Genomic DNA, 21,895 nt, shown 5'->3' with positions numbered 1-21,895 from the left:
CGCCGCACGGTCCCGTGGCCACGTCCCCGTCACGCCTCCGTCCCTGTCATCCGTCGAGACACGAAGGTGTCCATGCTTCCCGCTGCCCCCGAGAAGGCCCCACCGTCACGCCCCGCGCGCGGAGCCCGGACCGGACCGGAGCGAAGGCCGAGGCGGCGCGCCCCGAGCGGGCTGTTCGAGCCCGCCCAGCTCGTCCGTTCCTTCCCCGAGGCGCTGCGCAAACGGCACCCGCGCGTCCTGGTGAAGAACCCCGTACTCTTCGTCGTCTCCGTCGGCGCTGTCCTCACCACGCTGTCGGCGTTACTGCATCCGGCCGTCTTCACCTGGGTCATCAGTCTCTGGCTCTGGCTGACAGTCGTCTTTGCCAACCTGGCCGAGGCCGTCGCCGCCGCCGATCTGAAACCGCTGGACGTCGTGCTGGTCGAGGCGGGCGAGATGATCCCGGCGGACGGCGATGTCATCGACGGTGTCGCGGCAGTGGACGAATCCGCCGTCACCGGCGAGTCGGCTCCCGTGATCCGGGAGGCCGGCGGAGACCGCAGCGGGGTCACGGGCGGTACGACGGTGCTGTCCGACCGGATCGTCGTACGAGTCAGCGCACGCCCCGGGCACAGCTTCCTGGACCGGATGATCGCGCTCGTGGAAGGCGCCTCCCGGCAAAAGGCCCCGAACCAGATAGCTCTGAACATCCTGCTGGCCTCGCTCACGATCATCTTTCTGCTGGTGGTGGTCGCCCTGCAGCCGAGGGGCGAGTACGCGGGCGCCGCCCAGTCCACAGCCGTGCTGGTCGCGCTGCTGGTCACGCTCATCCCGACGACGATCGGCGCCCTGCTGTCCGCGATCGGCATCGCCGGCATGGACCGGCTGGTGCAGCGCAACGTGCTGGCCATGTCCGGCCGCGCGGTGGAGGCGGCGGGTGACGTGAACACCCTGCTGCTCGACAAGACCGGCACCATCACCCTCGGCAATCGTGAGGCCGCCGCCTTCGTCCCGCTGTCACGACCGCGACGAGCGCGTCGAACCGGCCCCGGCCGCCACCGAGGGCCGCACGATCAAGCGCCTCAACAAGCTGGCTGACCTGCTGGTCCGCCGCGCCGCCTGGAGAACGCTCAGCGTAGAGGGAATTGTCCATGTCCAAGCGCGCCCGCAAGAAGAAGACCCGCCGCACGAAGAAGGCCAACCACGGCCACAAGGCCGGCCAGAGCTGAACGAGCCACCAGCGAGGGGGGTGACCGGGGGCAGTGACCCCTTGGTCGCCCACCCGGTCCCCGTACCATCCCTTACCTGCGAGGCATTGATGATCCAGATATCGCCGCCGGACCCAAGGGCGCTCGCCCGCTGGTTTCCGACCGGCTCACCCGGCGTCGCCACGATCGGCGAACACGTGCTGGCCACGGGCATCGGGCGCGGTGGGGCGACCGGCCGGTGCAGCCGAGCGCGGTCGCCGTCACGTGCGCGGGCCACGCCGTGCTGCGGGGCACTCCTCAGGAGCTGACGCCGGACCTCCTCGCCCCGCTCGCCGGCAACCGGGTGCAGGCTCCGGCCCGCTTCCTGCCCGCCCTCGGAACCGCCTTCGACCGGCTCACCCCGTGGGAGCGCATGATCTGGACGCTTCAAGCCGCACCACAGCCCGCCGGTATCCCGCGCGCGGTGACGTCCGGCGCCTGGAACCGACGGACGTCGACGCCGTGCGCGTCCTCGGCCCGGACGCGTCCTGGCTCTCGGCCAGCTGGGGCGGACCGCGCGGTCTCGCCGCCTCGGGGCACGCGTGGGCCGCAGTAGGCCGCAGTAGGCCGTACGGGACGCATCCAGGCGGTGGCCTGCACCTACTTCCGCGGCACCCGCTACGAGGACGTGGCCGTCCACACCGCCCCCGGCCGCATGGCCTGGCACGCCGGTTTCCGGCTGGTCCGCGAAGACGTCCACTACGCCGTCGGCAGCCCGGTGGGGAGCCGGCGCAACCTCGGCACCTGACGCGCCCTCCCCGGTAGGGCGCAGTCGCTCTCCGGGCAAGGGGAAGCCTCAGACCTTGATGTGCGGGCAGCGTTCACCCCCCTGGTCTTAACGGAAGATTGACGCCCTCCGGCGAGATGATCCGTGGGCTCAGCTGTCACTCTCCGCTTACGCTGGTGCGGCCGTCCGTGTGATGGCCGAAACCCCACGCTGAGCCCCACATCAGGAGAGCGCGTCGATGGCCACCACCGAACACCCTCCCAGTACCAGCCGCCTGCGGACGTGGATGCTGGAGGGCCTGTCCGACATGGGCAAGAACGGCGGCCACCCGGAGCCCCACGCCGAACCCGAACCCCCGCACCAGGGGCAACGCTGGTGGCGGGTGATGTGCCTGACGGGTGTCGACTACTTCTCGACCCTCGGCTACCAGCCGGGCATCGCGGCGCTCGCGGCGGGGCTGCTGGGGCCGATCGCCACCATCGTCCTTGTCATCGTCACCCTGGCCGGCGCGCTTCCGGTGTACCGCCGCGTCGCCGAGGAGAGCCCGCACGGCGAGGGTTCGATCGCCATGCTGGAGCGGCTGCTGTCCTTCTGGCAGGGCAAGCTCTTCGTGCTCACGCTGCTGGGCTTCGCCGCCACCGACTTCCTGATCACCATCACCCTCTCGGCCGCCGACGCCTCCACCCACCTGGTGGAGAACCCGCATCTGACGAGCGCACTGCACGGCCAGCAGATGCTGATCACCCTGATACTGGTGGCGCTGTTGGGCGCGGTGTTCCTCAAGGGCTTCCTGGAGGCGATCGGCGTCGCGACGGCGCTGGTCGGCATCTACCTGGCCCTCAACGTCGTCGTGGTGATCGTCGGCCTCTATCACGTGATCACCGCCGGACATGTGATCACCGACTGGTCCAGCGCGCTGACCGCGCAGCACGGCAACATCTTCGTCATGATCGGCTTGGCGCTGATCGTCTTCCCCAAACTGGCGCTCGGCCTGTCCGGCTTCGAGACCGGCGTCGCCGTCATGCCCCACGTCCAGGGCGACCCGGACGACACCGAGGAGAAGCCGACCGGCCGGATCCGCGACACCAAGAAGCTGCTCACCACGGCCGCGGTCATCATGAGCGCGTTTCTGATCACCACCAGCTTCATCACCACGCTGCTCATTCCGGAGAACGAGTTCAAAACGGGTGGCCCGGCCAACGGCCGCGCGCTCGCCTACCTCGCGCACGAGTACCTCGGCGGCGCCTTCGGCACGGTCTACGACGTCTCGACGATCGCCATCCTGTGGTTCGCCGGCGCCTCCGCCATGGCCGGTCTACTCAACCTGATGCCCCGCTATCTGCCCCGCTACGGCATGGCCCCGCACTGGGCCCGCGCCGTGCGCCCGATGGTCATCGTCTTCACGCTCATCGCCTTCCTGGTCACCTGGCTCTTCGACGCCAACGTCGACGCGCAGGGCGGCGCATACGCCACCGGCGTGCTGGTACTGATCAGCTCGGCCGCGATCGCGGTGACCATCGCCGCGCACAAGGCCGGGCAGCGCAAGTGGACCATCGGGTTCGGCGTGATCTCGGCGGTGTTCCTCTACACGACCGTCATGAACGTCATCGAACGCCCGGACGGCGTGAAGATCGGTGCCTGTTTCATCGCCGGCATCATCCTGGTCTCGCTGCTGTCCCGCCTGGCCCGTGCCTTCGAACTGCGCGTGACCAGTGTGACGCTCGACCCGATGGCGGAACGGTTCGTCCGGGACATGGCCAGCCGGAAGATGCGATTCATCGCCAACGAGCCCGGGCACCGCGACAAGGCCCAGTACCGTGACAAGATCGAGCAGATCCGCGCCGACAACGACCTGCCCGAGCAGGAGGACTTCGTCTTCGTCGAGGTCACCGTCACCGACCCCTCCGAGTTCGAGGCCGGACTGACCGTACGCGGCGAGGTCCTGCACAACCGCTACCGCGTGCTCACCCTGGAGTCCGCCTCCATCTCCAACGCCCTCGCGGCCCTTCTCCTGCACGCCCGGGACATGACGGGCTGCACCCCGCACATCTACTTCGAATGGACCGAGGGCGGTCCCTTCGCCAACTTCCTGCGCTTCTTCCTCTTCGGCCAGGGCGAGGTCGCCCCGGTCACCCGAGAGGTCCTGCGCGAGGCGGAACCGAACCGCGCCCGACGCCCTCGCGTACACACCGGCTGAGAACCGGACCCGTCCGCCGTCCGCGTTAGGAATCCGTCAGGATTCACCCGTTCGGCGCTAGGAGCGCGTAAGCAGCGGTCGTCGCACCCCGCACGGCCGCCTAGCGTCGGCGTCATGCGACGGAGCGGACCGCCAGGCTCGGCCGGCGACCGCCACTGGCGTGGCAGCGCCCGGCTCGCGCTGAGCTGCGCTCTGCTGTTCTGCGCCCTGAGCCTCCTCGTCGACTGGGACGCTGGAAGCCTGACCCCCCTGCGCGCCCTGCTCTGGACAGCCCTCTCGTCCGCCGTGGGCACCGTCCTCCTTCCCCACCGGGTGAGCGCGGGTCCCGGCTGGCTCGCGGTCCGCACACCTTGGCGTCGGCACATGATCCGCACGGACGCACTGGCAGCCGTACGTCAGTACGACGGCCCCTCCTCACACCTTGTCCTACGTGACGTCTACGGCCACCGCCTGGAACTCGACCCACGCATCCTCACCGCCAACCCCCTGCTGTGGCACGAACTCGACACAGGCGTCCACCGCTCGCTGGCGCGTGGCACGCTGCGCCAGGGAGCGGAGGTCCTCGAACAGCTCGGCCACGACATCGACGAGGAGACGGTGCAGGCGGTGCTCCGCGCGTCGGGACTTTCCTGACCTCAGGCGCGAGCACGGCCCGGTCATACCACCGCCATAACCTTCTGGGTGCCGAAGTGCTCCATGTGGGTGCGGTACGAGTGGCGCAGACCGTGGGGCGTCATACCCGTGGCGAGGGGTAGCAAGACCGTGCCGGTGGAGACTCCCGGTTATTGCGAACGGAAGGGCACGGCACCGGTCGGACCCAGGAGCATCAGGCGGATCGGGACGAGGCAGGGGCGTCGGCCGGCCCCAAGACCTCGAGGCGCCGTGGAGGTCCACAGCACGCAGACACCCTTGAGTCGAAGCGACCCGGCCCCACCTACCGGTATTCGCGCTGATGATCGGTATTGTCCGACGCGCCGGGCCTTCCGCACAGCGGCCCGCAAGGAGGAGGACCGGATGGCCGACCACCGACAGGGTGCCGCACCGGACGACGGGTTCCCATCGCAGGCGCCGGAGGCTCGTCGCGCGAGCGCTCACGACACGGCACGTCTCGCACTGGTGATCGGCGCCCTGGGGGTGGTCTTCGGTGACATCGGGACCAGCCCGATCTACACCCTCCAGACCGTGTTCAACCCGGGCGACCCGCACCCGGTTCCGGTCACCACGCAGAACGTGTACGGGGTGGTGTCCCTGGTGTTCTGGTCGGTCGTGATCATCGTGCTGGTGACCTATGTGCTGCTGGCGATGCGCGCCGACAACGACGGCGAGGGCGGCATCATGGCGCTGATCACCCTCGTACGGCGATGGACCTCGCGGCCGGCCGGACGGACCGCCGCCGTACTGACCGCGCTGGGCATCTTCGGCGCGTCCCTGTTCTTCGGCGACAGCATGATCACGCCGGCGATCTCGGTCCTGTCCGCGGTCGAAGGACTCAAGGTCGTCCAGCCGTCGCTGGAGAGCGCGGTCGTGCCCATCACCGCGGTGATCATCGTGCTGCTGTTCCTGGTGCAGCGCAGGGGAACCGCGGCGGTGGGCCGGGTGTTCGGACCGGTCATGATCGCCTGGTTCGTCGCCATCGGCGCCTGCGGTGTCGCCGGCATCGCCGACCACCCGGCCATCCTCAAGGCACTGTCACCGACGTACGCCCTGGGCTTCCTGTTCGGCCATTTCGGCACCGCCTTCTTCGCCCTGGCCGCGGTCGTGCTGGCGGTCACCGGCGCCGAGGCGCTGTATGCCGACATGGGGCACTTCGGCCGCCGGGCGATCACCCGGGCCTGGCTGTTCCTCGTCTTCCCCGCCTGCATCCTGAGCTATTTCGGGCAGGGCGCGCTGATCCTCGCCGGTCCGCACAACATCAGCAGTCCGTTCTTCCTGCTCACGCCCGGCTGGGGACGCCTGCCAATGGTCGTGCTGGCCACGGCGGCCACGGTGATCGCCTCGCAGGCCGTGATCACCGGCGCGTACTCGGTCACTTCCCAGGCCGCCCAACTCGGCTACCTGCCGAGGCTGCGGATCGCGCACACCTCCGAATCCACCATCGGCCAGATCTACGTGCCCTGGATCAACTGGCTGCTGATGGTCTCGGTGCTCACCCTGGTCTTCGCCTTCCGCAGCTCCGCGGCCCTGGCCTTCGCGTTCGGCATGGCGGTCACCGGCACCATCACCATCTCCACCCTGCTGTTCTTCTACGTCGCCCGCGCGAAATGGGGCACGCCCAGGTGGCTGGTCGCCACCGGCGCCACCGTATTGCTCTTCGTGGACCTGCTGTTCGTGGCGGCCAACATGACCAAGCTCGTCCACGGCGCGTGGCTGCCGCTGCTGATCGGCATCACCGCGTTCACCGTCATGACGACCTGGCAACGCGGCCGCGAGATCGTCACCGCCGAACGGGCACAACTCGAGGGACCGCTCCCCGAGTTCATCGAAGACCTCCGCTCAGAGAAGGTGGCGACGCTCCGGATCCCGGGCACGGCCGTGTTCCTCAACCGGGGCAAGCAGACTGCTCCCTTGGCCATGCGGGCCAACGTCGAGCACAACCACGTGCGCCACGACCAGGTCGTGATCCTCTCGCTCGAGACAGAGCCCGTGCCCCGCGTCCCGGCCGACCAGCGGATCGTCGTCGACGACCTCGGCTACGCCGACGACGGGATCATCCACGTCACCGCCCGGTTCGGCTACATGGAGACACCGGACGTACCCAGCACCCTGGCCATGCTCACCCCGGCCCAGACCGAAGGACCGTTGCACCTCGACCAGGCGTCCTACTTCCTGTCGAAGATCGATCTTCGGCGCGGCACGTCACCGACCATGGCGCCCTGGCGCAAGCGGCTGTTCATCGCCACCTCCTACATCACCGCCGACGCCGCCGAGTACTTCGGCCTTCCCCGCGGCCGCACGGTCATTATGGGCTCACACATCGAGGTGTAGACGCGCTCCGGCCGCTGATCGCCCGGCGGAGCGGGCCTGAGGTGCACTACGCACCAGGTTCTTCGGGTCCGGTTTCGTCGCTGCCCGCTTCTGCCGCGCGGACGACGGCATACCCACCGAGCGAGGCAGTAGACGGTGAAGGCGAGCCCCGGCAAGCATGCCCCGGGTCGCCTCTTGAAATGGGTGCCCGTTGCCTATGGGTGCCCGTTGCCGCACTCCGTACGACTCGACGCACACGAACCGCACCCCGGCCTCATACACAAGCTGACGCTCCATCAGAGTGAGCGTCACATGAGCGTCAGGGCTGCCTTGCGCGGACCCTGCGAAGACCGGGGGCACCATGCGCCCGCCTCCCCGTCACTGACCGGAACCGCAGGTCAGAGCCCCTTTGCCGCGGGCTCCAGAATCGCCACGCACTCCACGTGATGCGTCATCGGGAAGATGTGCAGTTTGGCCCGCCCCAAGAAACATGCAGGTCAGAGGCGGTTTTGAGGGCGAAAGGCAGACCCCTCAGAGGGGCTCGTGCGTCATACGTGCGTCATCGCCACAGCTGTGCGTCAGACGCGCGATGGTCGCGATCGATGCCCTGACCACAGGCTACGCGGCCGCAGGCTGTGCCGCTGAGACTGTGCGAGGTACTGCGCCCCTCCGTCGAAGCGCCGCGGTATGAAGGTGCACCAATGCCAGAAGCCCCCCGACCGGCAGGCGCCAGATCAGGGGGCATGGAAGAGATACAGGAATCACGGGCATAGGGAGAAGAGCAAACAGCCGGCCACTGCGCGGGGTGATCGACCACCACTCACGCTCGGGTCGAATGCACCCCAGCCAGACCGGGCTCGTGCGGGACTTGGACAGTCACCGCCAACAGCTCAGTGACGTTCACTTCACTAGTGCCAAGGCCGACGTCGGACCACCGCCTTCAACCCCCTTGGGGGTCGGGACGATCAACTTAGATTCCAGACGGGTCCATGCATCCAAGACGGCCTGGTGAGAGTCCGGAGCCAGATGGGCATACCGCTGAGTCGTGTGGTAGCTCTCATGGCCGAGGAGGTGTTGGACCTCGTACAAGGAAACGCCCTGCTGCACCAGCCACGACGCGCACGTATGCCGCATTGTGTGGGGCGGATAGTGCGGGACCGGCCGCGGTTTCCCGTCCTGGTCAACGTACTTCGCCTCATCGACGGCAGGCCACCACGTCTGTCGGCGCCAGTTCCCGTCGATAAGCAACCGCCCGGCGCGCCCCTTGGTAACAGTGGTAAAGACCACCCCGCCAGGATCACGACCACGCATATGCCTGGACAACGCCTCAAGCACATGGTCCGGAATTGGCACTTCGCGCCGACTCTTGGAACTCTTGGGATACTCCTTTATTCCCGATTTTGTATTGACCTCAACAACGAAGAGGCGCGAGCGTATCCAGTCGATGCGATGTCCGTGTAGACCCGAGAGCTCGCCCCATCGCAGGCCCGTATAGAACCCCAATAGAGCCATTGCCTGCCACGGCGGCGACAGCTTATCGAGAACCGCCTGCGCCTGCGCCTGCGTGAACCACTGAGGGGGCTTGACGGCCTCCGGAGGAAGTTCAATGCGCCGACACGGAGTGAGCGCAATCAGATCGTCGTCAACCGCATCACGCATCATCCTGGAAAGCAGGTTATAGGATCGACGAATTGCTGAAGCACCCTTGCCGTCAACGACTAGCTTGCGAACCCAAGCCTGCACGTCCATACGCGCCATCTCGCGCAATTCCCAGTCAGCCCAGTGGGGCATGATGTGCGTGCGGATCGTGGAAGCGTCTCCCCTCAAGGTCTGCGGTTCGACGACACGCGCCTCCCACCACCGGTCGTGCCACTCATGGAATTTGATCCTCCCGGCGCGCGGATCTCGAACCGTGCTGCGAGCAAGCTGCTCTTCGAGTTTCACTCCCCAGGCGCGCGCCTGCGCCTTTAGAGGAAAAGTGTCCGTAATTCGATCACCGGCACGATTTCGGACCGTAGCCTGCCATTTACCAGACGGCAGCTTACGCAGGTAGGGCATTGCACCTTTCCCTCGGTTACAGGAGCGGCGGAAACAAATACGGACCCGATCGCTAGACAGCAGACCGGGCGGCTTTCGATAGCGTCATACGACGCTTGATCAGGGCCTCGACGTCGCGTCCGGGAATCCGGACACGGGACCTTTCGAGTCCGGTGCGCATATCAACAACCCTAAGCTCACCGGCCTCGATGTATCGGTAAACGGACCGTCGACTGACATCGAGTATTTCAGCGACGCTCGGCACGGAATACAGTTTTTCGCACATGCGTGACGACCTCCGGACTATCGCCGCCAGCATGGCGGGCAGGGACGGAATCACGTCCGCACCGAAGCCACCGCCAAGCAGCCGGTGAGGACGCAATCAACTGTCCGGAGAATCCCCGGTTTCGGTAACCGGGGATCGTCTGCTATGTATCGCTCTGCACGACAAGGGCAGGGGCCTTCGCTCTCCGGTTCGGCGCGCGTCAGGAAGCCAGCCGGTAGGACCGAAGCGCAGGGGTCTCCTCATCGGTGACGAGCACCAGCAGGTGGTCGGTGGTAAGGCGGTCAAGGTTTTGGACTACAGCCCGCTGTGAGATGCCAACCGCTCTGGCAACGTGAAGAGCTGAGGCGCTCCTCACCAAACAGCCCGGCCGCGCACACGCAGAGACACAGCGCCGTGGACAGGGATCCGTAGTCCTGTGTCTGCTGCGCGGTCCATGGGTTCGTGGCGCCGAGCGCCAGCAGGACAGGGGCAGTGAAGCGGGCGGATCGGAAGGTTCGAGACAGGTGGACCTCCAAGGGACAGGGGTTTAGCTGCGAGCCCGAGTCGCGCAGGCCGTGGGCCGTCGAAGCGGCCAGCCGACAAGCCGTCCGCCCCAGGAGCCCGCGCCCCTTCGCTGACCTGGTGTGTTCGGGGACGTTGTACGTTGACATGGTTCCGGGGGAGGTTCCAGTCCCTTGGGGCTCCTTCTCGTCTGCCGTGGGCGAATGCCGGGCGGCGAAGGTGCGTTCGGGGCAGTCTCGCTTGACACCGTCCGGCCGGGGGCGTTCAGGATTCGACGGTGGCGGCGAGCTATGAGAAGGGCTCGTGCGGGACTGCCGGCTCCAAGTGACCACCGCCGGCGGCTCTCCTGCCCCGGGGCACCGTCGGCCCCGCACAGGCCCACCCCGTTGGAAGGCATCACGATGGCAACCCGTACGATCCGCCGCACGAGCGTCACTCTGCCCTCGCTGGACGAGCCCGGCCTGTATCTGTCCAACGTGACGTCACTCGAAGATGGTCGTGGCCGAGTCGCCGAGTTCCACTACGGCGACGCAGCCCTGCGTGCCCTCGACCTGGCCGACACGCACCTGATCGATGGACGCATCTCCGCGCTCAAGATCCAGCGCGCCCGGTTCGAGAAGCTCCGCGTCGACTCGGTGGAATTCACCGGCTGCGACCTGTCCTCCCTACACTGGTCTGACAGCAAGATCACCCGCGTCGTCTTCCGGGACTGCAAACTGATGGGCGCCACCCTGGAGGACAACACCCTCGACGACGTGCTGTTCGAGAACTGCAAGCTCGACTACAGCACCTTCCGCCTCCGGGCCACCGGTCCGGTGATCTTCTCCCAGTGCTCCCTGCGCGAGACCACGTTCGACACTGCCGACCTGCATACGGCAGCGTTCGACGACTGCGATCTACGGCTCGCCGAGTTCAACGGCGGCACGTACCGCGGCATGGATCTGCGTGGCAACGACCTCGCACAGCTCCGCGGCATCGCCTCGCTCAGGCAGGTGGTCATCGACCGGGCCCAGACGCTACAGCTGGCCGAGGCACTCGCTGCGGAGCTGGACGTTACCTATGGCGAAGACCTCGACGACAAGTAGCCATACCCGCCCTCGGGAGGCCGGCAATGGGCCACAGCTCGCATTCGAAACGGCCGACAACATACGCAGCAGGTGCGACACAGCTCCAGTTCGGCAAATCCATGGCGAACCCGGCTACGACGACGGCGCCGTCCTTCCCACCGGCGACTGGGAACCCGTCACCGCCTGCGAGGCCGAACGCCCCCGCCCCGGCAGCTCAACACCAACCGGCTGGGTAGGGTCGACTTACACCGAGTGGGAGAGGTAGCTGCATGGCCAGTGATGTCGTGATTGCGCAGACCACAAGCGATGACGAAGACCAGGCGAAGGCGCTGGCCCGGGGCGCGGTCGAGAGCAAGCTGGCGGCGGGCGTTCACATCGATGCGCCAATCACCGCCTTCTACTGGTGGAAAGGCAAGGTCGAGGCAGCGCAGGAGTGGCGGATCTCGTACATGACTACGACGGACCGGCTCCCGGCGCTGGAGGCATGGGTGCACGAGAAGCATCCGTACGACGTCCCCCAGTGGATCACGCTACCCGTGACCGGTGGGTCGGAGGCGTACCTGTCCTGGGTTGTCGACGAGACGGCATAGGACAGAGAAGCGACGGACAGGGAGTACGACGGCGTTCTCGTCCTTGGGTTTGTCCGCGTACCTCGCGAGGGGGCTCAGGATGCGAACTGCAGCAGATGAAGTGCGAGTTCCTGCTCACTGTCGGGAAGTGATGCTGCGATAGTCGCCGCCCGCTCCTTGCCCATCGTGTTGGGCTTGGCCTGTGCCGCCGCAGCGAATTGACGTGACACGTAGACGCCTTGGTCGACGTCGCCTCCACACAGTAGGGCCGAAGCCAGATCACCCAGAACCACGACGCCCCCTCCCGGTAGTTCCTCTCCGAGGCGGTCGACTGCAGTGTCAGCTGTGAGCGTGAGTTCGGGACGCTTCAACTGGCCGTATACGGAGAGGGCCAACGAGTCCATGCGGTACGGGGTCACGAACCCAACCCACGCCTGCTCGCTCGCTCCAACGCTCGGAGCGCTCCCGTCTCGTCGCCGGCCGCCGCAGCCTCTTCCGCCTGCCTGCCGAGGACCCGGGCGGCAGCAGTGGCATTGCTGTAGCCCCGTACGACGCTGGCAGCTTGGGAAAGGAGCTCCAACCTCGCCTTCGGCGTGGAGGCGCCGTAGCTGGCGTATGTCAGGAGCAAGGCTCGGAGGGGAGGATGCCCGGCGGTCGCCGCGCACTGTCCTTGACGAGCGCCCGGGTCTGGTACGCGTTCATCGCCGACCGGCTCGCGAGGACCTGCGCAAGGAGTACCCAACGCCCGACATCGGGCTAGGCGTCGGATGCGCTGACGAGGCCCGGGTATACGCGCGCCGCGAGTGCGGCCGCACAATAGCCAGGTGCGGACGTCGTGATACGTTCAGGTACCCGCCCCAGGAGCCCCTCAAGGACAGCATCAAACTGCGGCGTGCCGTAGCGGAACAGCAGGTCGGGGCCTGGCGCGAGTCAGTCCACTACATGATCCCTTTCCAGTTCCACGGCCGTGGTCCTTGCCGACCGCGCAGGCAGTCAACGCGGTACTGCGCCTGACCCTTCCATTCGGGGTTGCTGGCGGCGTGCTGGGCGGCATACGTCACCATACGGAGTTCGCGAGCGCCAGCCAGAATTGAGTAACCGGACCAGTCTGTTACGTCGTAGCCGTATGCGGCACAGAACTCGTCGTACTGCGCGGCACTGACCGCGCCCGTCGTACGCGCACGGACAGCGGTTGACACCAGGTCCCATTCCGGCGGGCCCAATGAAAAGCGTTCCAGGTCGATCATCAGTGGGCCCTCGGCAGTGCGGATCAAGTTGCCTGGCCATGCGTCGCCGTGCACGGCGCAGTCCGGACGCCCGACTGGGCGCTCGGCCCATGCTGCTGCCAGTTCCTGATGAAGTCGCTCCAGCCACTGCCGGTCGGTGCTGGACAAGGTGCTTGCTGCCTGCAGGCGCTCGTTGACGCGGACGAAAGGGTCCAGGTGCCCGAGTTCGAAGGTGGGAGTGGGCAGAGCGTGGAGGCGCCGAAGAAGGTGCGCAACGTCGGTGTGGCTGCCGTGCTCGTGGGGAGGGAGTTCCTGCCAGAAGGTCACTGGCCGACCGTCAGCCTCGATCGGCTGATCGACGTCGGCCAGGCGGACGGCCGGCACCGCGTTCTCGGCGAGCCAGCGAGCCACCCGCACTTCACGGACGGTCGTCGTCAACTGGCCAGGCCGGGCGATTCGGACGATCACGCGTTGGCCTGGAAGGCGCCATATCTCGTTTTCCGCGAGGCGGATCGGCTCGGCGACAGACGCGTCGAAGCCTGCCCTCGAGCAGGCTTCGTCTAGGACCGCGGAGGAAGGAGCAGCCGAGATCGTCATGTCTGCAAGGTAGCGCCGATGCGCTCGCGGAGGTACGCCACCTCGGGGATGCGGCGGTGCCGGGCAGCAATCCGGCTGAGTTCCTTGAGATCGTCGGCCGCACGTCGGGAGGTAAGGCGGCCGGCATCGCTGATGGCCTGGTGGCCGATGGCAGTGGCCTGGTGTGGGTCGCCCTTCGCCATCAGCAAACTGGCCAGCTTGGTTCCGGAGAGGGCGCGCGACCGTGGGTAGGAGTCGTCGTGGCCGGCGATGGCGATCTCAAAGCGGCGACTGGCCTGCCCGGGATCCTGATCCTTTAGCAGGACCAAGTCGTAGAGCGCGTGCCCCGTGTCGCCGTGGTGTTGGGCCTCGTTGTAGTAGGACATCCACGGCGGATCGTCCTGCGGGTTGGACTTGGCGAAGGCGTCGTCGGCGGCGCCAACGGCGGCCATTGCACCGCCGATGTCGCCCATCTTCCCGAACGCGCGGGCTCGTGCAGTGTGCAGCATCGCTTGGATGGTCGGAGTGAGCCGATCGGATCGGACCAGTCCCTTTTCCGCGTAGGTCAGTCCGGTGTCCGGGTCTCCGATCCAGACTGCCTGCCGCGCCAAGAGGGAGTACACCTTGGCGCGTAGGAGCCAGTCGTTGGCCTCCTCTGCGCAGTCAGCGGCGATCTTGAAGGCGACGCGGGCATCGTCGTGGGCGTAGGTGTCAAAGTGGCTCGCTCCGACGACAATGCCGAGACGTGCGACGGCGGCATGTAGAGGGGCTCCCAGCGGCTCAGCGCAGGGCACCGTGAGCAGGCCGACCGCCCACTGCATGGCACGGGTGGCGAGCGCCCCGACCAACCCTCCGCCTCCGTGGGCGTTGTCCCGGGCGTAGATGTCCTCCGCTACGGCCAGGACCTCTGAGATGTCCTTGCCGCGAATGCGCTTCGGCAGCGCCGGTGGGGCGGAGCGGGCGACGAGCGTGGCGAGGTCTATTGGGGCGATAGCGGCCAGACTGCTGCTGGCCAAGAAAGCGCGACGGTCCACAGGCTCAGGGCTCCCAGGCGGCGACGACGTATCTCTGCCCAGGATGCGGCCTTGGTGTGCCTGAACGGTTCCCTCCACCGCTCGACCAGTTCTCTTTTCCGTTTCACCGCGGCGTTTTTCCGCTTCCCCGTACACCATGCCCCAGGCGCGCGTGAGCACGCCGCCGGTCGCCAACACCTTGTCAAGGCTCTCCGCGAGGTCTCGCCGACAGGAGGCTTGTCCCTTCTCGATCTTCTCGATGAGGGACGGGCTGGCCTGCACCAACGGCCCTAACGAGGAGGCTGAGTGTCCCCGGATCTTGCGCCAGTACCGGACCTCTGAACCGAACCAGTCACGGGGTGAGGCGTCGGGGTTCAGCTGCTTCTCAGGTCGTGGCATGACGAGGGTCCCCTGGCTCCTGAAACGGAAAGCCTAGGTTTCCGCTTCTCGATCTGCACGTTTGGGCTTCGGCCTGACTCAATAGTTGCTGACCGATCACGCACCAGTACACACCGCAGTCGGACCTCTCGCATGAGGTTTGGCCAGAACGAAGTGGACCTGGAATGGCCAGTCTCCTTGCTCCCCCCACAGCTCCAACAGGTGTGCGCGGAACGACGCGCGCCACCTCGGGCAAGCTGGAGATGGACTACGACGTGACGCCGCTGTCGGTACGCATCGCGCGGACCATAGTCAGCGCGCACCTGCGCTTGTGGGGCCTGGAAAACCTGATCGATATAGGCGCCCTTGCCATCTCCGAGTTGATGACCAACGTCCTGGACCACACTCGGCCGGACAGCGAGGGACGCCGATCTGCCCGTGTCACCGTCACGCGCATTCCCGACGGGGTGGCGCTGTGCGTGCACGACTCCGACTCGGCGCTGCCGCTCCAGCGACGCGCCGGCGATGACGACGAGAACGGTCGCGGCCTCCAACTCGTCAGGGCCATCGCGGACAAGTTCGGCATCTCTCAGCCCCCCAGTGGCGGCAAGGATGTCTGGCTCACCCTGTTGATGCCCAGCGACGTACCTACTGCTTGAGACGGCGCCACAGCACCACCACCCAGGTCTTGTTCGTCGCCACCCTCGCCGTCGGAAATCAGGCCCTGCTGTTGTATGCCCATCACTGAGAGGATGCACGATGACCCACCTGCCGCCGCGCGAGCCCGGCGCTGCCTTTCGCGTAGTAGAGGGCAAGGCCCCGCCCACGGCGGGCATGACCCTGTTCGGCGTCCCGTCCGGTGAGGCCCTGGCCAGCGACCCGAGGAGGCTGGCCACGCCGTGGGAGGGTCAGGCCAGGGTCCGAGGCCCGGAGTCGGCCGCATGAACACGGTGAGCACCCTGAGCGTGGTGCATGAGTGGCAGACGCCGGAGTACTGGGACAGGATGTACTCCACGGGATACCGGGCACCGGATCCGACGCCGTTCGAGCGTCAAATGTTCCGGAACTACACGACCGTGAAGTCCGGGCAGCGCGTCGTCGACATCGGCTGCGGCCAGGGCCATATGGCCGCACACATGGCCGCCTGGGGCCTGACCGTGACGGCCTTCGACTTCAGCAGCGTGGCCATCGAGCACGCGCGGGCTAGCCACCAGGACCACGGGGACTTGGTGACGTACGCCCGCCACGACTTCAACGCCGATGCGATCCCGGGCATGCTGGCGCCGGGCTCCGTCGACATCGTGGTGTGCCGACACAGTCTGGAGTTCCTGGACCAGTCCCGTTTCCTCTCCGACGCGCGACGCTGGCTGACCCGCTCGGGCCTGCTGCAGATCACGACGCACCGCGCAGAGCTGATGCCTCCGACTGCCCCGCGCCGTGGCCTGACCGAGCCGCAGATCCAAGCGGTGTGTCGTGGCTGGCAGTTCATGACGACCTACGGACTGGACGGCAGCGGCAGCCTGATCGGAATCGTGCTGCGCGGTCCCAGCTGAAGACTCCCGCTTCCTGGCTGCCGATAGGGCGTCACTCCAGCCAGGAAGCGGGGCTGACCGGCTGGCACGGGGAACCCTCCCACCCCCTGCCGGCCCCTGACCACTGACCAAACCGACGGTAGCGAGCGCACGCCACACCTGAACGGCGCGGCCCGCCTGTCCCTTCCGAGGAGTAACGAGCAGTGAAAAGGCCAGACCTGGCACGTGAGTTGAAGGAGCGCCAGGAGCGAGACCAGACGGCCAGGCATCGCATGCTGGAGTCACGGCTCCCCGAGGACTCCGCGGCGGTGCGGGCCATCGACGTCGACAACACGCCATGGCTGAAGGCCGTCGTCTCGGCACACGGCTGGCCGGGCGTGGACCTCGTCGGTGAGGAAGGCGCCGATGCCGCGTGGCTGATCGCGCAGCACGCCGACCATGACACCCAGTTCCAGCGCCGCGCACTGGAACTGCTGACACACGCGGCGCTCGCCGGTGATGTGCCGGCCCGGCACTTCGCCCTTCTCACCGACCGGGTCCGGGTCGCCGACGGACGGGCGCAGGTGTACGGCACGCAGTACGAACAGGACGGTGCCGGCAACGTTGTAGGGCCGTACCTGGTCGAGGACCCGGAGCGCTTGGACGAACGGCGGAGCGCGCTCGGTCTGGAGCCGCAGGACGTGTATGACCGACAGCTCCGCGCGCATGCGTGAGTGGAACTGACCACCAGCCCCGGGGGGTGCCTGGACCTGACACGCGGGTGCCCGCCCGTTCCATCCCTGGAAGGGGCTTTTGTCGATCCTCGACAGCAAGAGCAGTCTCGGTAGCGGATGACGGCCCGTCGTCTCCATGGGCTGATCAGCGCTGGGAAGCCTCATACGACACACAGGTTTCAGCCGTCGACCATTCGGCCAAGCCTCGCCGCCGAGGACGGCCGCACCACAGCGTCCACGCGTCCGAGCCTAGCCATGCAACAACCAATCTTCATAACACTCCTGTCAGGGTTTGGGGTTCACGCCGAGCAAACCCTGACATCGCGTCTTCTCCATGTTCTTGCTGACCAGAGAGAGGGGCCGGAAGGCTGTGCACGTGAATGTCAGCGATGTCCGAGGGATGGATGACATGCGCAAACCGCAGTTACGGGTGACCGTGAACTCCCGTTGCAAGAGGAGCTGCTACTACTGCCGTCCTTCGGGCGAGGCGGTAGCCACCGAGTCGGGAACCGATCTGGCCCCCGACCACTTGGTCGCCGTAGCCTCCGCCGCGAAAGGCCAAGGCGTTGATGCCATCAAGCTGACTGGTGGAGACCCGGCCTTGTACGACCCGCTCGTCGACACCGTGCGGCGTCTGCGGCAGGAGGCTGGCATGCGCGAGGTCGAGGTCATCTCCCGGCACCCGCGGATCGGCGAACTCGCACCGGCCCTAGCCGAGGCGGGGGTGACCCTCTTCAACGTCTCCCTGGACACCCTGGACGCGCAACTCCACAGGGAGATCTGCGGCGTCGACGACCACGCCGAAGTGCTCGCTGCGATCAAGGCGTGTGCCGCCACCGGCGTCCCGGTGAAGGTGAACGTGGTGGTGATGTCCGGTATCAACACCCCCGAGGTCGAGGCCCTGATCGAGTTCTGTGAGGACGCCGGCGTCCACAGTGTGAAGCTGCTCGACATCATCAAGGACCTCAACGAGTCCAGCGAGAGCTTCGCCCGGCGTCTGGAGATCAAGCGACAGCTCCGACTGCCGGACCTGTACGTGCCCCTGGAGGAGCTGGCTGGCGATCTGCGGGTGCGGGCCATCGACGAGGAGGTCCTCCAGCAGGGCGGCCTCGGGCACCCTATGACCGTCTTCACGATGCCCTCGGGCACCAAGGTCGTGATCAAGGACTCCAACGCCGGCGCCTGGTACGGATCGGTCTGCCGGGGCTGTCCCCTGTTCCCCTGCCACGACGCGCTGATGGCCCTGCGGCTGACCGCCGATGCCCGACTGCAGTTCTGCCTGCTGCGCGAGGACGTCACCGTCGACCTCGCCCCGCTGCTGGAGAAGGGCGACAGTGACGGCCTGGCCGCGCAACTGGAGGCGGCTTTCGAGATGTATGCCGCCTCCTACTTCCGTCCCGGCGACGCCACCCCCCAGCATCTGGTCGAGGCCGGCCGATGAGCGTCTACTTGGGGCTGCCAGGCGGCCTGACCCAGTCCCCGGCCATCCCTGCTCCCCGGCAGGAGACAACCGGCCGGCCCACCGTCATCCTCGCCTACCCGAAGATCGACCATGAGAAGGACTACGTCTACCACTGGATGCCCTTCTCGCTGCTCACGCTCGCCAAGCCGCTGATGGCCAGTGGCCTGGTCGACGTGGTGCTGTTCGACGGCAACCAGCAGGATGCGGCGGCATGGGAGCGCCTCCTGGACGAGCACCTTGGGCGCACCGTGTGCATCGGGGTGAGCATCATGACCGGAGGTGGCCAGATCGGCCACGCCCTGGACATGGTGCGCGCAGCCAAGCAACACCCGTTCTCTCCCCCGGTCGTCTTCGGCGGTCCGCACGTGAATGTGCAGCCCGAGCAGACCGCGGCGCATCCGCTGGTCGACGCCGTCCTCCAGGGGCCCGGCGAGAACTCCATGGTCGAGTACGTGAAGGCGCTCCTCGGCCGCACCCCGCGTCGCCTGGTCCCGGGCCTGCGCATTGACGACGGCGGGTGCGTGGTGTGCGGGACGGTCAACCCGCCGCGGACGGGGAATCTTGGCGCCTACCCGTGGTCACTGCTGGACGTCGCCAAGTACATCCGTGACGACCCGACGGTGGCCTCCCGAACGCTGAACTACGTGTCCAGCAAGGGGTGCGTGTACAGGTGCCGGTTCTGCTTCGAACTGACCTACCAGCGTAAATACAGTGCGATGGCCGCCCAGGACCTCCTCGACGACATCGCCGCTCTGCAGGCCGCCTACGGCATCAACGGCGTCAAATTTTACGATGCCGACTGGTTCGTGAATTTGAGGCGGGCGATCGGGTTCTGCGACGGCCTGATCGATCGCGGCCTGGAGCTGCGGTGGGCGGCAAGCATCAACCCCAACGACATCCTCAAGGCGCGCCGGGCGAAGCTCCCGCTGCTGGAGCGGATCGCCGAGAGTGGCTGCTCCCGGCTGCTTATGGGCGTGGAGTCCGGCAACGACCGGGTCCTGAACGAGGTGGTGCACAAGGAAATCAGCCGCGCGCAGATCCTCGATGTGGCCGGCGACATCGCCGCGCACGGCATCCTCGGCTCCTACACGTTCATCGTCGGGTTCCCCGACGAGACCGAGGCGGAGATGGAGGACACCTACTCCCTGATGGGCGAGCTGCGGCAGCTGGACCCCGAACCCGAGACGCGTGTGCACCTGTTCGCCCCCTATCCGGGCACACCGCTGTGGGAGCAGGCCCTTCAGCACGGGTTCACCGCTCCTGCTTCCCTGGAGGACTGGTCCACGTTCGACTACTACACCTCCCTGACCCCCTGGACCAGCGAGGCGACCGCCGCCCGGGCCAGGCAGGAGACCCGTATGCGGCTGGCACCCGCCCGCTGACACCCCCTACGGTCACCCCATGCGCCCGGCCCACCACCGATCGTGCGCGGGTTGTCCGGTCCCACAGTTAAGGAGAGAACCCGTTGAGCACCGCCCGACTTCTGCCCACACCCCTCGCCAAGGGCGGACGCATCGGCATCGTCACCGTGTCCGCGCCCGAGCCCGCCACGCATCCGGAGATCTTCGACCGCGGCGTGGAGCGCCTGCGCGGCCGAGGCTACGAACCCGTCATCGCGCCCCACGCCGCGACCCGCGACGGCTACCGTGCCGGCAGCGAAGCGCAGCTCGTGGACGATCTTCATGCCTTCATCTCTGACCCCGCCATCGACGCGGTGGTGTGCGCGGGCGGAGGTAAAAACGCCAACCGGCTGCTGCGCGGCCTGGATTACGGGCTGATCGCCGCGCACCCCAAGCCGATCGTGGGCGTGAGCGACCCGAGCCTGCTGCTGAACGCGATCACCGCCCGCACCGGCATGCCAACCTTCCACGGCCCCGCCGTGCTGTGGGATTGGGGCTCCGACGACGCCCCCGCCGCCACGGGCGACCACTTCGCCGCGGTCCTCGCCGGGGACGGCGGGGCCGCGCGGATCGACGCGCCGCTCGCCTGGGCCCGCGCCGGCTCCGCCCAGGGGCACCTGGTCGCCGGCTGTCTGTCCTCACTGCGCTGCCTGCTGGGCACGGTATGGGAGCCGAACTGGAACGGCGCTGTCCTGGCGTGGGAGGACGCGTTCAAGCCGGTCGAGCTGCTGGACCAGACCCTCACCCACTTCCGCGACCGGGGCGTCCTCGACCAGATCGCCGGCATGGTCGTCGGCGAGCTGGTGAACTGCGAGCCCTCCGGCGGACTGGGGGCCCACGAGATGGTCATGGACCTGTGCGCCGAGTACACCTTCCCTGTCGCCTTCGGTCTGCCGTTCGGCCACACCCCGCTCAAGAACACCCTGCCGATCGGCGCCGAGGTACTCCTCGACAGCGACGCCGAGCACGCCCTGACCATCACCTCCCCGTGGACAACCCGGGGAGGCGAGCAGGGATGACCATCCCGAAGCAGGAACGGCGCCTGTACGGCACGCTGCTCAAGCAGCACCCCGAAGAGCGGAACCTGCTGCTGACCAAGGCGGATCTGCTGCGCGCCGTGCGGGCCTGGCTGCACGAGGCCGGCTACACCGAAGCAGCCACACCGGTGCTGTGCGCGGCGAGGGAGAGCGCGCCGATTCCGCAGTTCTCCACCCGCCACCCGTTCACTGGGGAGAGCTACCACCTCAAACACTCAGCGGAGGAACACCTGCGGCGCCTGGTCATCAGCGTCGACCGCATCTACGACCTCGGCAAGGCGATCCGGGCCGAACGAGCTGACGACAGCCACGCGATCGAGTTCACCATGCTGCAGACCGCCGCCCGGGACATCACTCTGTCCGACGGCATCAAGCTGGTCACCGAGCTGGTCCAGCACGCCGTCCAGACAGCGTTCGCCACGCTGCAGACCCCCGGCGGCATCGACTTCTCCGCGATCACCACCCGCACAGTCGACGACGCGATCGCCGAGGCACTGAACCTGCCGGAAGCTCCGGTCGGCCCTGCCCTCGTCACGGCGGCGCGGAACTGGCTGGCCGGCCACGGCCTGGCGACAGGCGAATCCGACTGGGCGGTCATGGAGGACTTCGTCAAGCACGCCGTCGAGGAAGCCGTCACCGCCCCCGTCATCCTGTACGGGTTCCCCTACGAGTTGCGGCACAACTCCCGCGTGGACTCCTCCGGCCGGGCACAGCGGTTCTCCCTGATAGCTGCCGGGACCGAGATCTGCGACGGCGGCGTGAAACTCCGCACGGCCGACGACTACCGGCCAATGGTGGAGAACAACATCTCCCTGCGTACCCAGCTGCACGGCGTTCCGGCCGACGAAGGGCCCGTCGACTTCTTCGCCGACATCGACTGCGACCCCGCCGACACCTTCACCTTCGGCCTCGGCATCGAGCGACTGCTCGCGCTGTGCACTGGCCGGACCGTGTTCGAAACCCTCACCTTCCCCTACCACTAGA

At 67.3% G+C, this 21,895-nt stretch carries 18 protein-coding genes and 2 pseudogenes; 15 read left to right on the top strand and 5 right to left on the bottom strand.

The window, feature by feature from the left end:
• Positions 1-72: 72 nt before the first annotated feature.
• The 5 genes and pseudogenes from ACH47Z_RS29135 to ACH47Z_RS29115 all read left to right on the top strand — a co-directional run.
• Positions 73-996: pseudogene (locus ACH47Z_RS29135) on the top strand (HAD-IC family P-type ATPase); the annotation flags it as partial.
• An 819-nt stretch (positions 997-1,815) separates the two neighbouring features.
• The gene (locus ACH47Z_RS29130) at positions 1,816-1,974 is read left to right on the top strand and encodes a hypothetical protein (protein ID WP_399078802.1); all 159 of its coding nucleotides are present in this window, start codon (positions 1,816-1,818) and stop codon (positions 1,972-1,974) included.
• 217 nt (positions 1,975-2,191) lie between these two features.
• Positions 2,192-4,150, top strand: coding sequence for an amino acid transporter (locus tag ACH47Z_RS29125; RefSeq protein WP_399078800.1), 1,959 nt, complete (start codon positions 2,192-2,194; stop codon positions 4,148-4,150).
• Positions 4,151-4,264: 114 nt separating this feature from the next.
• The gene (locus ACH47Z_RS29120) at positions 4,265-4,783 is read left to right on the top strand and encodes a hypothetical protein (RefSeq protein WP_399078798.1); all 519 of its coding nucleotides are present in this window, start codon (positions 4,265-4,267) and stop codon (positions 4,781-4,783) included.
• Positions 4,784-5,164: 381 nt separating this feature from the next.
• Positions 5,165-7,135 carry a potassium transporter Kup gene (locus tag ACH47Z_RS29115; RefSeq protein ID WP_399078797.1) on the top strand — a complete coding sequence of 657 codons (1,971 nt, stop codon included), beginning with the start codon at positions 5,165-5,167 and terminating at the stop codon, positions 7,133-7,135.
• Positions 7,136-8,014: 879 nt separating this feature from the next.
• On the opposite strand, the gene ACH47Z_RS29110 is transcribed toward ACH47Z_RS29115, so the two are convergent.
• The gene (locus tag ACH47Z_RS29110) at positions 8,015-9,172 is read right to left on the bottom strand and encodes a tyrosine-type recombinase/integrase (protein ID WP_399078795.1); all 1,158 of its coding nucleotides are present in this window, start codon (positions 9,170-9,172) and stop codon (positions 8,015-8,017) included.
• A 52-nt stretch (positions 9,173-9,224) separates the two neighbouring features.
• A complete protein-coding gene (locus tag ACH47Z_RS29105; protein ID WP_399078841.1) occupies positions 9,225-9,437 on the bottom strand; it encodes a helix-turn-helix domain-containing protein in 213 nt (70 codons plus the stop codon).
• 902 nt (positions 9,438-10,339) lie between these two features.
• On the opposite strand from ACH47Z_RS29105, the gene ACH47Z_RS29100 reads away from it, so the two are divergent.
• Both ACH47Z_RS29100 and cutA read left to right on the top strand, forming a co-directional pair.
• The gene (locus ACH47Z_RS29100) at positions 10,340-11,023 is read left to right on the top strand and encodes a pentapeptide repeat-containing protein (protein ID WP_399078793.1); all 684 of its coding nucleotides are present in this window, start codon (positions 10,340-10,342) and stop codon (positions 11,021-11,023) included.
• A gap of 251 nt (positions 11,024-11,274) precedes the next feature.
• The gene (cutA, locus tag ACH47Z_RS29095) at positions 11,275-11,595 is read left to right on the top strand and encodes a divalent-cation tolerance protein CutA (RefSeq protein ID WP_399078791.1); all 321 of its coding nucleotides are present in this window, start codon (positions 11,275-11,277) and stop codon (positions 11,593-11,595) included.
• A gap of 74 nt (positions 11,596-11,669) precedes the next feature.
• On the opposite strand, the pseudogene ACH47Z_RS29090 reads toward cutA, so the two are convergent.
• From ACH47Z_RS29090 to ACH47Z_RS29080, 3 genes and pseudogenes are all read right to left on the bottom strand, one after another.
• Positions 11,670-12,241: pseudogene (locus ACH47Z_RS29090) on the bottom strand (transcriptional regulator); the annotation flags it as partial.
• A gap of 271 nt (positions 12,242-12,512) precedes the next feature.
• A complete protein-coding gene (locus tag ACH47Z_RS29085) occupies positions 12,513-13,397 on the bottom strand; it encodes an aminoglycoside phosphotransferase family protein (RefSeq protein ID WP_399078789.1) in 885 nt (294 codons plus the stop codon).
• Complete coding sequence (locus tag ACH47Z_RS29080) at positions 13,394-14,788, bottom strand: helix-turn-helix domain-containing protein (protein ID WP_399078787.1); 1,395 nt, start codon at positions 14,786-14,788, stop codon at positions 13,394-13,396. The genes ACH47Z_RS29085 and ACH47Z_RS29080 overlap by 4 nt, the downstream gene beginning before the upstream one ends.
• A gap of 242 nt (positions 14,789-15,030) precedes the next feature.
• Between ACH47Z_RS29080 and ACH47Z_RS29075 the strand changes: the two genes are divergently transcribed.
• The 8 genes from ACH47Z_RS29075 to ACH47Z_RS29040 all read left to right on the top strand — a co-directional run bounded on the left by ACH47Z_RS29075 (position 15,031) and on the right by ACH47Z_RS29040 (position 21,894).
• Positions 15,031-15,426 carry an ATP-binding protein gene (locus ACH47Z_RS29075; protein WP_399078785.1) on the top strand — a complete coding sequence of 132 codons (396 nt, stop codon included), beginning with the start codon at positions 15,031-15,033 and terminating at the stop codon, positions 15,424-15,426.
• A gap of 100 nt (positions 15,427-15,526) precedes the next feature.
• The gene (locus tag ACH47Z_RS29070) at positions 15,527-15,712 is read left to right on the top strand and encodes a hypothetical protein (RefSeq protein WP_399078783.1); all 186 of its coding nucleotides are present in this window, start codon (positions 15,527-15,529) and stop codon (positions 15,710-15,712) included.
• On the top strand, positions 15,709-16,320 hold the full coding sequence (locus tag ACH47Z_RS29065) for a class I SAM-dependent methyltransferase (RefSeq protein WP_399078781.1): 612 nt from the start codon (positions 15,709-15,711) through the stop codon (positions 16,318-16,320). The genes ACH47Z_RS29070 and ACH47Z_RS29065 overlap by 4 nt, the downstream gene beginning before the upstream one ends.
• Before the next feature lie 182 nt (positions 16,321-16,502).
• The gene (locus tag ACH47Z_RS29060; RefSeq protein ID WP_399078779.1) at positions 16,503-17,012 is read left to right on the top strand and encodes a DUF6624 domain-containing protein; all 510 of its coding nucleotides are present in this window, start codon (positions 16,503-16,505) and stop codon (positions 17,010-17,012) included.
• A gap of 334 nt (positions 17,013-17,346) precedes the next feature.
• Positions 17,347-18,453: a radical SAM protein gene (locus ACH47Z_RS29055; RefSeq protein ID WP_399078777.1), complete on the top strand. Its 1,107-nt coding sequence runs from the start codon at positions 17,347-17,349 to the stop codon at positions 18,451-18,453.
• Positions 18,450-19,856: a B12-binding domain-containing radical SAM protein gene (locus tag ACH47Z_RS29050; protein ID WP_399078774.1), complete on the top strand. Its 1,407-nt coding sequence runs from the start codon at positions 18,450-18,452 to the stop codon at positions 19,854-19,856. The genes ACH47Z_RS29055 and ACH47Z_RS29050 overlap by 4 nt, the downstream gene beginning before the upstream one ends.
• Positions 19,857-19,939: 83 nt before the next feature.
• Positions 19,940-20,893, top strand: coding sequence for an LD-carboxypeptidase (locus ACH47Z_RS29045; protein ID WP_399078772.1), 954 nt, complete (start codon positions 19,940-19,942; stop codon positions 20,891-20,893).
• Complete coding sequence (locus ACH47Z_RS29040) at positions 20,890-21,894, top strand: amino acid--tRNA ligase-related protein (RefSeq protein WP_399078770.1); 1,005 nt, start codon at positions 20,890-20,892, stop codon at positions 21,892-21,894. The genes ACH47Z_RS29045 and ACH47Z_RS29040 overlap by 4 nt, the downstream gene beginning before the upstream one ends.
• Position 21,895: the final 1 nt, after the last annotated feature.

The organism is Streptomyces sp. NPDC020192 (assembly GCF_044388685.1).
Taxonomy (GTDB): domain Bacteria; phylum Actinomycetota; class Actinomycetes; order Streptomycetales; family Streptomycetaceae; genus Streptomyces.
This window is presented reverse-complemented; position numbering and strand designations above follow the sequence as displayed.

Excerpts from the sequence above, each read along its gene's own strand:
- ACH47Z_RS29125 (WP_399078800.1), top strand. The coding sequence starts at position 2,192 with ATGGCCACCACCGAACACCCTCCCAGTACCAGCCGCCTGCGGACGTGG.
- ACH47Z_RS29120 (WP_399078798.1), top strand. The coding sequence starts at position 4,265 with ATGCGACGGAGCGGACCGCCAGGCTCGGCCGGCGACCGCCACTGGCGT.
- ACH47Z_RS29115 (WP_399078797.1), top strand. The coding sequence starts at position 5,165 with ATGGCCGACCACCGACAGGGTGCCGCACCGGACGACGGGTTCCCATCG.
- ACH47Z_RS29110 (WP_399078795.1), bottom strand. The coding sequence starts at position 9,172 with ATGCCCTACCTGCGTAAGCTGCCGTCTGGTAAATGGCAGGCTACGGTC.
- ACH47Z_RS29105 (WP_399078841.1), bottom strand. The coding sequence starts at position 9,437 with ATGTGCGAAAAACTGTATTCCGTGCCGAGCGTCGCTGAAATACTCGAT.
- ACH47Z_RS29100 (WP_399078793.1), top strand. The coding sequence starts at position 10,340 with ATGGCAACCCGTACGATCCGCCGCACGAGCGTCACTCTGCCCTCGCTG.
- cutA (WP_399078791.1), top strand. The coding sequence starts at position 11,275 with ATGGCCAGTGATGTCGTGATTGCGCAGACCACAAGCGATGACGAAGAC.
- ACH47Z_RS29085 (WP_399078789.1), bottom strand. The coding sequence starts at position 13,397 with ATGACGATCTCGGCTGCTCCTTCCTCCGCGGTCCTAGACGAAGCCTGC.
- ACH47Z_RS29080 (WP_399078787.1), bottom strand. The coding sequence starts at position 14,788 with ATGCCACGACCTGAGAAGCAGCTGAACCCCGACGCCTCACCCCGTGAC.
- ACH47Z_RS29075 (WP_399078785.1), top strand. The coding sequence starts at position 15,031 with ATGGACTACGACGTGACGCCGCTGTCGGTACGCATCGCGCGGACCATA.
- ACH47Z_RS29070 (WP_399078783.1), top strand. The coding sequence starts at position 15,527 with ATGACCCACCTGCCGCCGCGCGAGCCCGGCGCTGCCTTTCGCGTAGTA.
- ACH47Z_RS29065 (WP_399078781.1), top strand. The coding sequence starts at position 15,709 with ATGAACACGGTGAGCACCCTGAGCGTGGTGCATGAGTGGCAGACGCCG.
- ACH47Z_RS29055 (WP_399078777.1), top strand. The coding sequence starts at position 17,347 with ATGTTCTTGCTGACCAGAGAGAGGGGCCGGAAGGCTGTGCACGTGAAT.
- ACH47Z_RS29050 (WP_399078774.1), top strand. The coding sequence starts at position 18,450 with ATGAGCGTCTACTTGGGGCTGCCAGGCGGCCTGACCCAGTCCCCGGCC.
- ACH47Z_RS29040 (WP_399078770.1), top strand. The coding sequence starts at position 20,890 with ATGACCATCCCGAAGCAGGAACGGCGCCTGTACGGCACGCTGCTCAAG.